General features: G+C 60.4%; 8 protein-coding genes and 1 pseudogene. 7 read left to right on the forward strand and 2 right to left on the reverse strand.

Annotated elements, in window-relative coordinates; genetic code table 11:
• The first annotated feature begins 127 nt into the window (after positions 1–127).
• The gene (locus EV686_RS18380; RefSeq protein ID WP_207901894.1) at positions 128–1,009 is read left to right on the forward strand and encodes a hypothetical protein; all 882 of its coding nucleotides are present in this window, start codon (positions 128–130) and stop codon (positions 1,007–1,009) included.
• Between the two features lie 131 nt (positions 1,010–1,140).
• On the opposite strand, the pseudogene EV686_RS18385 reads toward EV686_RS18380, so the two are convergent.
• Positions 1,141–1,353 (reverse strand): annotated as a pseudogene (locus EV686_RS18385) (IS30 family transposase); the annotation flags it as partial.
• Between the two features lie 66 nt (positions 1,354–1,419).
• The gene (locus EV686_RS18390; protein WP_132478421.1) at positions 1,420–2,247 is read right to left on the reverse strand and encodes a metallophosphoesterase; all 828 of its coding nucleotides are present in this window, start codon (positions 2,245–2,247) and stop codon (positions 1,420–1,422) included.
• A gap of 172 nt (positions 2,248–2,419) precedes the next feature.
• Here EV686_RS18390 and EV686_RS18395 point away from each other — a divergent pair, with 172 nt between their 5' ends.
• The 6 genes from EV686_RS18395 (at position 2,420) to EV686_RS18420 (ending at position 9,866) form a co-directional block, all read left to right on the forward strand.
• A complete protein-coding gene (locus tag EV686_RS18395; protein ID WP_132478422.1) occupies positions 2,420–3,334 on the forward strand; it encodes an AEC family transporter in 915 nt (304 codons plus the stop codon).
• Between the two features lie 123 nt (positions 3,335–3,457).
• A protein-coding gene (gene prfB / locus EV686_RS18400) for a peptide chain release factor 2 (RefSeq protein ID WP_132478423.1) occupies positions 3,458–4,562 on the forward strand; the annotation gives its coding sequence in 2 pieces (ribosomal slippage) (positions 3,458–3,538 and positions 3,540–4,562; 1,104 coding nt in all).
• A gap of 3 nt (positions 4,563–4,565) precedes the next feature.
• Positions 4,566–5,336 carry an SDR family NAD(P)-dependent oxidoreductase gene (locus EV686_RS18405; protein ID WP_132478424.1) on the forward strand — a complete coding sequence of 257 codons (771 nt, stop codon included), beginning with the start codon at positions 4,566–4,568 and terminating at the stop codon, positions 5,334–5,336.
• Entirely contained in the window at positions 5,333–6,859 is a 1,527-nt protein-coding gene (gene lysS / locus EV686_RS18410) for a lysine--tRNA ligase (protein WP_132478425.1), read from the forward strand. The genes EV686_RS18405 and lysS overlap by 4 nt, the downstream gene beginning before the upstream one ends.
• A 268-nt stretch (positions 6,860–7,127) precedes the next feature.
• Positions 7,128–8,390 carry an MFS transporter gene (locus EV686_RS18415; protein ID WP_132478426.1) on the forward strand — a complete coding sequence of 421 codons (1,263 nt, stop codon included), beginning with the start codon at positions 7,128–7,130 and terminating at the stop codon, positions 8,388–8,390.
• Between the two features lie 90 nt (positions 8,391–8,480).
• On the forward strand, positions 8,481–9,866 hold the full coding sequence (locus EV686_RS18420) for a NarK family nitrate/nitrite MFS transporter (RefSeq protein ID WP_132478427.1): 1,386 nt from the start codon (positions 8,481–8,483) through the stop codon (positions 9,864–9,866).
• Positions 9,867–10,011 lie beyond the last annotated feature (145 nt).

Below are 10,011 nucleotides of genomic sequence, written 5' to 3' on the forward strand. Positions count from 1 at the left end.
GGCGGAGGAACTCTATCACCGTACTCACCCCGCCGCCGTGCCGATGAACGCTGTACTTTAACCAAACAGCCTCCGCGATTCCCGGGGCGATTCAGTCGAGGTAATTGCGCTGGACTTCCAACGTGTATTGGATCAGCTCAAACTCACGTTGAACCGTAGTGGCAAGACATTAGGTCAGCTTCTCTTCGGTGCGCAACCCCCGAGAGCGCCGCGTTATTTCCAGGTCGTTTTCCTCGCGCTACACAAGCTCATCGTGGTACAGAATCAAGAGGTTGCAGACCAAGAGAGCTTGGTCAGGCTCATGGACGGCAGCGGCAAGCAGATTATCGTACCCGAGGGCGGCCGCTGGGGAGCGGAAGATCGAGCGAAATCAGTAGACGCTGCGGCAGGCCTCTATGGTTCTGTGTTCGGCCCATCGAAAAGCTACGACCCTGCGCGCGTTCGCTGGATAACTCAGATGGAGAACATTCTGACGCAGTCGTACACCGAGCAAGCGTCCTATGACTTCAAACAGGGATTTCTCCGCCTCGATGGCAAGAACATCTTCGATGAAGAGAGCTTTGACAAGATATTGAAAACACTCGTCGGTATTGCAAACATTCGACAAGGTGTCCGTGGTTACGTGCTGGTTGGTGTGGCTGATACGGAGGCCGATGCTCAGCGGGTGAGTAAGCTCTATGGCGTTGATCCGATACCGTTCGATCGCTTTTTTATCACGGGCGTTGAACATGAGGCGAATGCACTCAGAAAGTCTCTCGACGATCTATTCAGGGAATTGGCCACTAAGATCAAAGCGTCTGCTTTATCAGAGCCACTGCGCGACTACGTAGCGCGCAATGTGAAGTCGGTAAGGTATTATGACAAGACCATCTTCGTATTCGAGACGTGCGCCCAAAGCGAACCATCAAACTTCGGAGGAGCTTTTTTCATTCGTCACGGAAACCAGCTCACTGAAATTCCAACAACTCAATATGGAGACCTGTTTAAGCGTTTCCTCGCAGGAATGTAGCCGCCAACCCGGACCTTAACACGTAAGGAGATCGAGGCTTCCAGGGCTTGGCGGTGCATATTCTCCTCAATAGAGAGAGAGGGGGAGCACCCGCATCAAAAATCAGCGACTGTCCGCTCTTGGTTGCGGATTCAACCGGTGGATGCAACGGTCTGGTTAAATCGTTGTGCCGGTGTTTCGTAGTTTAAGGTTTTTCTCGGACGCTCATTCAGTCGTCTTGCGATAGCGTTGAGCTTAGCTTGCGAGTAATCAGACAGGTCAATTCCCTTTGGCAAGTATTGCCGCACAAGGCCGTTGGTATTCTCATTCGTTCCACGTTGCCAGGGATTCTGAGGGTCGCAGAAACGGTCTTGCGCGCCATTAATATCACGGCAGCCTTAAGCGAACCTCCCACGACGATCAAAGCCGCCTCAAAACAGCCAATCCCCAATCACCTCATCCCCCACACGCCGCACCAAGGTCCGAATACCCCCATCCGGCAGCAGCTCCAGCAAACGATATCCCGGACGATCATCCCCCGATCCAGGTCGGACTCTGAACTGCAGACAAGTCGATGGACTCGCCAGCAACCTGATGTCCCTGCCCGGCACAGGTTCGGCGCCGCCCGTCTCTCCCGGCTCCCCGCCGTCGCGCATCAGCCACTGATCGTATGGCCGGTGCACATGCCCCCACAACAGCGCCCGCACGTGCTCCTGCCGCCGCACGGCGGAAAACAGCGCTTGCGCATTGGCCAGCATCAGCTCATCAACCCCATCCGGCTTGTCCGTCGCCGGATTGTGATGCAGCGCGACCAGCACATGGCGTCCTTCCGAGCGCGCCGCGGCGTCCGCCAGCAGGGACAACTGATCCGGCGCGAGGCGGCCGGCATCGGAGCCGGGAACGACGGTATCCAGCAGCACGATGCGCCAATCGCCCAGATTCACCCACGGCCCCTCGTACTCCCGCCATGCGGCATGAAAAGCTTCATGCAGATCATGGTTTCCCGGCAGGACGGCCAGCGGCGCGCGGAAGTCCAGCACGGCCTCCTTCAGCCGGGCATAGGCCTCGGGACTGCCGTCCTGCGACAGGTCGCCGGTCATCAGGATGAGATCCGGCCGCCTGCCCAACTGCAGCAAGTCTTGGCGCAGGAAATCCAGCACCTCGCGCAGGCTGGCATCCGTATCCACATCTCCGAGCCTGCCGCCGGGCTCGGCGAACAGGTGGACGTCCGTCAGGTGAACGACAAACACTGAATCCATACATACTCCGGGAAAACGCAGGCGGCAATGGTAGCATCGTGTTTTGTCGAAATTATGACGGCAAATCAAAGCGCAAAACCCGCAGGGCGCGCGAGACAGTTTCAACCCTGGAGCCCAAAGGCTCCCCCGAGCCGTGGCGGCAACATCCTGCCCTCGGGCCAGAGTTCTTCGCATGTACGGTCTGATCACTTTCTACCTTTCCACGCTGGCCATTCTCGCCCCCCTGCTCGCCTGCGCCGGCATCGGCCTGTACTGGGGCGTGCGCAAGCTGCCGGTCTCCAACGACTTCATCACGATCCTGGTGACCTCCTTCAGCATGCCCGCGCTGATCTTCCAGACGCTCTACAGCACGCAGCTGGATGACAGCACCCTGCTCAACGTCGGCCTCAGCACCTTTCTTGTCCTCGCATTCGCGGGCGCCGTCTTCGCCCTGGTCCTGTACCTGATGAAACTGCCCGTGCGCTCCCTGTGGCTGGTCACGGCATTTCCCAATTCAGGCAATATGGGACTGCCCTTGACTTACCTTGCATTTGGAGAAACGGGGCTGTCGGCAGCCGTCATCTTCTTCGCCATCTGCTCGTTCCTGCAGAATTCCATATTCGTGCGCGTCCTGCCTTCGGCGAACGGCCTGCCTATCTGGCGCTCTCCCATCTTACTGGCTTCCCTGGCCGCCCTCGTCATGCGCTGGCTCGAAATTCCCCTGCCGCACTGGCTGCTGGAGTCGGCCAAACTGGTCGGCAGCATGGCGGTGCCGCTGATGCTGCTGAGCCTGGGACTGGCGCTGACCCGCATTCCCTCGGGCAGCCTGCGGACCGGATCCTTCCTGGCCGCGCTGCGGCTGGTGCTCGGCCTGCTGTGCGCCTGGGTGGTCACCCTGGCCATGGGCCTGCCCGATACGATCAGCGGCATCATCATGCTGCAGATGTCCATGCCCTGCGCCGTCACCGCCTATATGTTCACCGCACGCTACACCAATCACGCGGGCGACGCCGCGGGCGCCGTCGTGGTGTCTACGATTGCATTCCTGGTGCTTTCCCCCATAGTGCTACTGCTTGTCGGCGCATCCATCCCCGGCCTGTCTGACTGAGGCGCTTGCGTGTAAAATCGAGGGTTTCATCCTTTTGCCCGTACGCATGCGGCGCGGTTTGCGCGTCCCGCACGGGCATCGACAGCACAAAGCGCGCCTGCCGCGCAACAAACAGGACACACCATGGAAGCCGAACACCAGAACCAAATTGCCGCCCGCCTGGAAGATTATCTCGAGCGTCAATCCGCTTTGCGGAGGTATCTTTGACTACGATGCCAAGTCCGAACGCCTGCAAGTCGTAAACGCCGAACTGGAAAGCGCCGAGGTCTGGAACGACCCCAAGCACGCCCAGGACCTGGGCCGCGAGAAGAAAAGCCTGGAAAACATCGTCCTCAACCTGACGGAAATCGGCCAGGGCCTGAAGGACGCGCAGGATCTTTTCGAGCTGGCCTCCAGCGACGACGATGACGACACGCTGCTTGCCATCGAGGAAGACTGCAACGCGCTGGGAGAACGCCTGGAAACCCTGGAGTTCCACCGCATGTTCTCCAATCCCGCGGATCCGCTGAACTGCTTCATCGACATCCAGGCCGGCGCCGGCGGCACCGAAGCCCAGGACTGGGCGTCGATGCTGCTGCGCCAGTACGTCCGTTATTGCGAGCGCAAGGGCTTCGCCGTCCAGGTACTGGAAGAATCCGAGGGCGACATCGCCGGCATCAAGTCGGCCAGCCTGAAGGTCGAGGGCGACTACGCCTTCGGCCACCTGCGCACGGAAACCGGCGTCCACCGCCTGGTGCGCAAGAGCCCGTTCGACTCTTCCAATGGCCGCCATACCTCCTTCGCCAGCGTCTTCGTCTATCCCGAAGTCGACGACTCCATCGAAATCGAGGTCAATCCCGCCGACCTGCGCATCGACACCTATCGCGCCAGCGGCGCCGGCGGCCAGCACATCAACAAGACCGATTCCGCCGTGCGCATCACGCACGGGCCCACCGGCATCGTGGTCCAGTGCCAGAACGACCGCTCCCAGCACCGCAACCGCGCCGAAGCCATGCAGATGCTGAAATCCAGGCTGTACGAGCTGGAGCTGCGCAACCGCATGGCCGAGCAGCAGAAAATGGAAGACGCCAAGACCGACGTGGGCTGGGGTCACCAGATCCGCTCCTACGTGCTGGACCAGAGCCGGATCAAGGATCTGCGCACCAACGTGGAAATCTCCAATACCCAGAAAGTCCTGGACGGCGACCTGGACCCCTTCATCCAGGCCAGCCTGAAGCAAGGCGTCTAAGGCATGACCCCGCATACCGTCGCTATCTTGACAGGCGCATCGCGCGGGCTGGGCCTTGCCCTGGCCCGGGCGCTTGCCGCGCCCGGCGTCAGGCTGTTCGCCCTGGCGCGCACGGTCAGCACGGATCTCGCCGGACATTGGCGCGAGCAAGGCGGCGATCTCGAACAGATTCCCGTGGACCTGTCCGACGCCGGCGCGGCGCAGCAATGCGCCGACAGGCTGGCGGCCATGCTGCCGCAAGACGCGCAGCGCTACCTGCTGATCAACAATGCCGGCACCGTGCAGCCTATCGCTCGCGCCGACCGGCTGTCGGACGCTGCGTCCTTGCAGGCGGCGCTGCAGCTGAACGTGGCAAGCCCCGTGCTGCTGTGCGCCGCATTCCTGCGGGCCACCGCCAGCCTCGATGCGGATCGGCGCATCCTCAATATTTCCTCGGGCGCCGGACGCAATCCCATGCCCGGCTGGGGCGCCTATTGCGCCGCCAAGGCCGCGCTGGATCACTACACGCAAGTGCTGCATGCGGAAAACCACGGCGTGCGTATCGCCTCGATGGCGCCGGGCGTCGTCGACACCAGCATGCAGGCGGACATCCGCCACGCCGACCGGGCCGATTTCCCGCAGCTCGAGCGCTTCGTGGCGCTTCACGAAGAAGGTCTGCTAAGCTCCGCGCAAGACACCGCCGCCCGCATCCTGGCGCGGCTCGAACATCCCGATTTCGGCACGCCCGTGCTGGATGACATCCGCCATTATTCCTTCGACCAGACATCGCAATGAACGACACCACTACGGCCGGCACGACCCCGGAGAACGAAAACCGCCTGATCGCCGAACGCCGGGCAAAGCTCGCGGCCCTGCGGGAAAAAGGTACAGCCTACCCCAATGATTTCCTGCCTGACTGCAAGGCCATCGAACTGCACCAGGCCTATGGCGGTCGCAGCAAGGAAGAACTGCTGGAAAAGAACAAGCACGTAAGCATCGCCGGCCGCATCATGCTCAAGCGCATCATGGGCAAGGCCAGCTTCGCCACGCTGCAGGACGGCACCGGCCGTATCCAGATCTACCTGGACAAGCAGGCGCTGGGCGATGAAGCCTATGCCGACTTCAAGACCTGGGACATCGGCGACATCATCGGCGTCGAAGGCGCGGTTTTCAAGACCAACAAGGGAGAACTCTCCATCCAGGCGCAAAGCCTGCGCCTGCTGTCCAAATCGCTGCGCCCGCTGCCCGACAAGTTCCACGGTCTGGCCGACCAGGAGCAGCGCTACCGTCAGCGCTATGTCGACCTCATTATGAACGACAGCACGCGCGCCACCTTCCTGGCCCGCACGCACGTGATCGCCACCCTGCGTTTCCTCATGCAGCACGAGCACTTCCTGGAAGTCGAGACGCCCATGCTGCACCCGATTCCGGGCGGCGCATCGGCCAAGCCGTTCGTCACGCACCACAATGCACTCGACATGGAGATGTACCTGCGCATCGCGCCCGAGCTGTACCTGAAGCGCCTGGTCGTGGGCGGTTTCGAGCGCGTGTTCGAGATCAACCGCAACTTCCGCAATGAAGGCGTCAGCCCGCGCCACAACCCCGAATTCACCATGATGGAGTTCTACGCGGCCTACACCAACTACCAGTGGCTGATGGACTTCACCGAAAACCTGCTGCACCAGGTGGTCCAGGGCGTCTGCGGCTCCAGCGCCATCCAGTACCAGGGGCGTGAACTGGACTTCGGCCAGCGCTTTGACCGCCTGACCATTCTGCAGGCCATCGAGAAGTACGCTCCGCAGTATGCCAATGCCGACCTGACCGACATCGACTATCTGCGCAAGGAGCTGAAGTCGCTCGGCGTCGACGTCAACGCCCCCGCCCTGGCCCAGGCCGGCGTCGGCGCGCTGCAGCTGGCCCTGTTCGAGGAAGTGGCCGAATCCAAGCTGTGGAATCCCACCTTCATCATCGACTACCCCGTCGAGGTCTCGCCGCTGGCTCGTGAGTCCGACACGATGCCCGGCATCACCGAACGCTTCGAGCTGTTCATCACGGGCCGCGAGATCGCCAACGGCTTCTCCGAGCTGAACGACCCCGAAGACCAGGCCGCCCGCTTCCAGGCGCAAGCCCAGGCCAAGGACGCCGGCGACGAAGAAGCCATGTACTACGATGCCGACTATATCCGGGCGCTGGAATACGGCATGCCCCCCACGGGCGGCTGCGGCATCGGCGTAGACAGGCTGGTCATGCTGCTGACCGACAGCCCCAATATCCGCGACGTGCTGCTGTTCCCGCACATGCGCAAGGAAGACGACTGACCTGGCGCCAACGCATACAGCGGCGCTGAAAACTCGCCCATGTAGCGAAGAGTCGCTCATGCCATGCGGCGGAAGCGACTCGCAACCAAAGCCGGACAGCCCCCTGCTTTCATGGAAAGCAGGGGGCTGTTTTTCTTTCGGCAGACAAAAGAACTAGTCATATTGCAGTATCCATCTCGCCCATGAGAGGAATTCCTCACATGGCTGCGCGTGCCTAAGCTATGTCCAGTCCAATAATGGCCACACAAGCAGAAGGCGGCAATGCATCATGAGCGACATCTCCTCCCCGACTTCCAGTAAGGCAATCTCCGTCCTGGTTTCCAGCACTTTCGCATTTACCGTCTGCTTTGCGGTGTGGATGGTGTTTGCCGTGCTGGGAATCCCCATCAAGGATGAATTGAATCTATCGGAAACCCAGTTCGGCCTGCTTGCGGCAATGCCCGTCCTGACAGGCTCGCTGGTGCGTGTACCACTGGGAATCTGGACGGACCGCTATGGCGGACGCATTGTATTTTTCCTGACCATGGCAACCGCCGTCATTCCCATATGGTTGCTGGCCTATGCCACGAAGTACTGGCACTTCCTGGTTTTGTCATTGTTCGTAGGGCTGGTCGGGGGCGCGTTTTCCGTAGGAACGCCTTATGTCGCCCGCTGGTTCCCTCGGCACAAGCAGGGCTTGGCAATGGGCGTGTTCGGCGCTGGCAACTCCGGCTCCGCCATAACCAAGTTCGTCGCGCCGGCGCTGATCACCATGGCTGGCGGAGCCTGGACCATCGTGCCGAAAGTCTACTCGGTGGCGCTACTGGTCACGGCCTTGCTGTTCTGGATGCTGTCAGCATCCGATCCATCTCACAAAACAGGAAAAAGCGCTGGTCTGCGGGAACAATTGCTGGTGCTGAAGGATCCCCGTGTCTGGCGCTACTGCCAATATTATTCCGTTGTATTCGGCGGCTATGTCGCCCTTGCCCTGTGGATGACGAAATACTACATCAGCGAGTATGGCTTCGACATTTCCGTCGCGGCCTTTCTCGCCGCCTGTTTTTCGTTGCCCGGCGGCGTTCTGAGGGCATTCGGCGGATGGATTTCCGACCGCTTCGGCGCGTACAAAACGACCTGGCTGGTCATGTGGGTCTGCTGGGTCGCCTTTTTCATCCTCAGCTATCCCCAGACCGAATTCACGATACAGACCACCTCAGGTCCCCAAACTTTTCACCTGGCGCTGGGTCCGGTCCCGTTCACAATCCTGATGTTCATCGTGGGCATCGCCACCGCCATCGGCAAAGCATCGGTTTTCAAGTTCATTTCCGATGAGTTCACAGACAACATAGGCGCCGTCTCCGGCGTCGTCGGACTGGCCGGCGGACTGGGTGGGTTCGCATTGCCCATTATGTTCGGCGCCCTGCTGGATCTGACCGGCATATATTCCAGCTGCTTCATGCTTCTGTACGGCACCGTTTGTGTCTCGCTGATCTGGATGCATTTCAGTTTTCGACCGACACAAAGCGCGCAGCCCAGCCAGGCCGCCTTGTAGCAACCGTCTTTCAACACAGGCCGACATGATGCATCGGGCCCCCAAATGCCGGCTTTCCTTCCCATTGAGCACCACCAGGAGCGACTCCTTATGACAAGCCATGTCCTGAAACGCTGGGAACCGGAAAACACTGCCTTCTGGCAACAGACTGGTTCCCGTATCGCACACCGCAATCTATGGATCTCCATCCCCGCCCTCATGCTGGCGTTCAGCATCTGGATGCTCTGGAGCGTCGTAGTGGTGAACCTGGATCTTGCGGGATTCCAGCTATCCAAGAACCAGTTGTTCTGGCTGTCGGCGATGCCTGCGCTGTCCGGCGCCACGCTGCGCGTGTTCTATTCCTTTCTGGTGCCTATCTTCGGGGGGCGCCGATGGACGGCATTATCGACCGCATCGCTGCTGGTCCCCGCTCTGGGCATGGGTTTTGCGTTGCGCGATCCGTCCACTTCCTATCCGATGCTGCTGGCGCTGGCGCTGTTATGCGGGCTCGGCGGAGGCAACTTCAGCTCCAGCATGGCCAATATCAGTTTTTTCTTTCCCAAATCCCGCAAAGGAATAGCAACCGGCCTGAATGCAGGCATAGGAAATCTGGGGGTATCAATTGCCCAGTTCTGCGTGCCTCTGGCCATTTCAGCCAGCATGTTCGGCGCGCTGGGCGGCGAACCCCAGCGCTATACCATCGATGGCGTCCAGCACAGCATCTGGCTGCAGAACGCCGGCTTCATGTGGGTGCCGCTGATCCTGGCATCGTCGCTGGCCGCCTGGTTCGGCATGAACGACATTGCGGATGCGCGCGCCTCATTTTCGGAACAAGCCATTATTTTCAAGCGCAAGCACAACTGGCTGATGTGCTGGCTTTACATCGGCACCTTTGGATCCTTCATTGGTTTCTCAGCCGGCTTCCCCATGCTGACGAAAACCCTGTTCCCCGAAATCAATCCCACGAATTATGCGTTTCTCGGCCCGCTGGTGGGCTCGTTGACCCGCCCGCTCGGCGGATGGGTGTCGGACAAGATCGGCGGAGCGCACGTCACCCTGTACACCTTCATCGCCATGATCCTGGCGGTGCTGGGGGTGCTGGCATTCACGCCCGGCCAGGGAGACGCAGGCAGCTTTACCGGATTCCTCGTCATGTTCATCCTGCTTTTCGGCTTCGCCGGTCTTGGCAATGGCTCGACGTTCCGCATGATTCCGGTGATTTTCCAAACGGCGCGGCTGAATGACGCGCGCGGCAAGGGTGAACAGGCGGAAAAGCAGGCGCTGATCGACGCCAGCAAGGAATCCGCTGCCGTGCTGGGTTTCTCCGGCGCCATCGGCGCCTATGGCGGGTTCTTCATCCCGCGCAGTTTCGGTACTTCGCTGGACCTGACCGGCAGCGCTTCGGCCGCACTGCTCGTATTCATTGGTTTTTACGTCACTTGCGTCGTCATTACCTGGTGGTTCTACGCTCGCAGCCGGGCCGCCACACCCTGCTGACCGGGCCGGATGAGGCCGGGCGCTCAATCTGCGCCTGGCCTTTTCAAGACCTAGCCCGGAAATTTCACCAAAAGGAATCGGCGCATACCTTTAAGCCCGCATAAAATCGAGGTGCGAAACAAGATTTTGGGAAGGTAGCGCCGAT

Source organism: Paracandidimonas soli, assembly GCF_004342005.1.
GTDB lineage: Bacteria > Pseudomonadota > Gammaproteobacteria > Burkholderiales > Burkholderiaceae_B > Paracandidimonas > Paracandidimonas soli.

Excerpts from the sequence above, each read along its gene's own strand:
- EV686_RS18390 (WP_132478421.1), bottom strand. The coding sequence starts at position 2,247 with ATGGATTCAGTGTTTGTCGTTCACCTGACGGACGTCCACCTGTTCGCC.
- EV686_RS18405 (WP_132478424.1), top strand. The coding sequence starts at position 4,566 with ATGACCCCGCATACCGTCGCTATCTTGACAGGCGCATCGCGCGGGCTG.
- lysS (WP_132478425.1), top strand. The coding sequence starts at position 5,333 with ATGAACGACACCACTACGGCCGGCACGACCCCGGAGAACGAAAACCGC.
- EV686_RS18420 (WP_132478427.1), top strand. The coding sequence starts at position 8,481 with ATGACAAGCCATGTCCTGAAACGCTGGGAACCGGAAAACACTGCCTTC.
- EV686_RS18415 (WP_132478426.1), top strand. The coding sequence starts at position 7,128 with ATGAGCGACATCTCCTCCCCGACTTCCAGTAAGGCAATCTCCGTCCTG.
- EV686_RS18395 (WP_132478422.1), top strand. The coding sequence starts at position 2,420 with ATGTACGGTCTGATCACTTTCTACCTTTCCACGCTGGCCATTCTCGCC.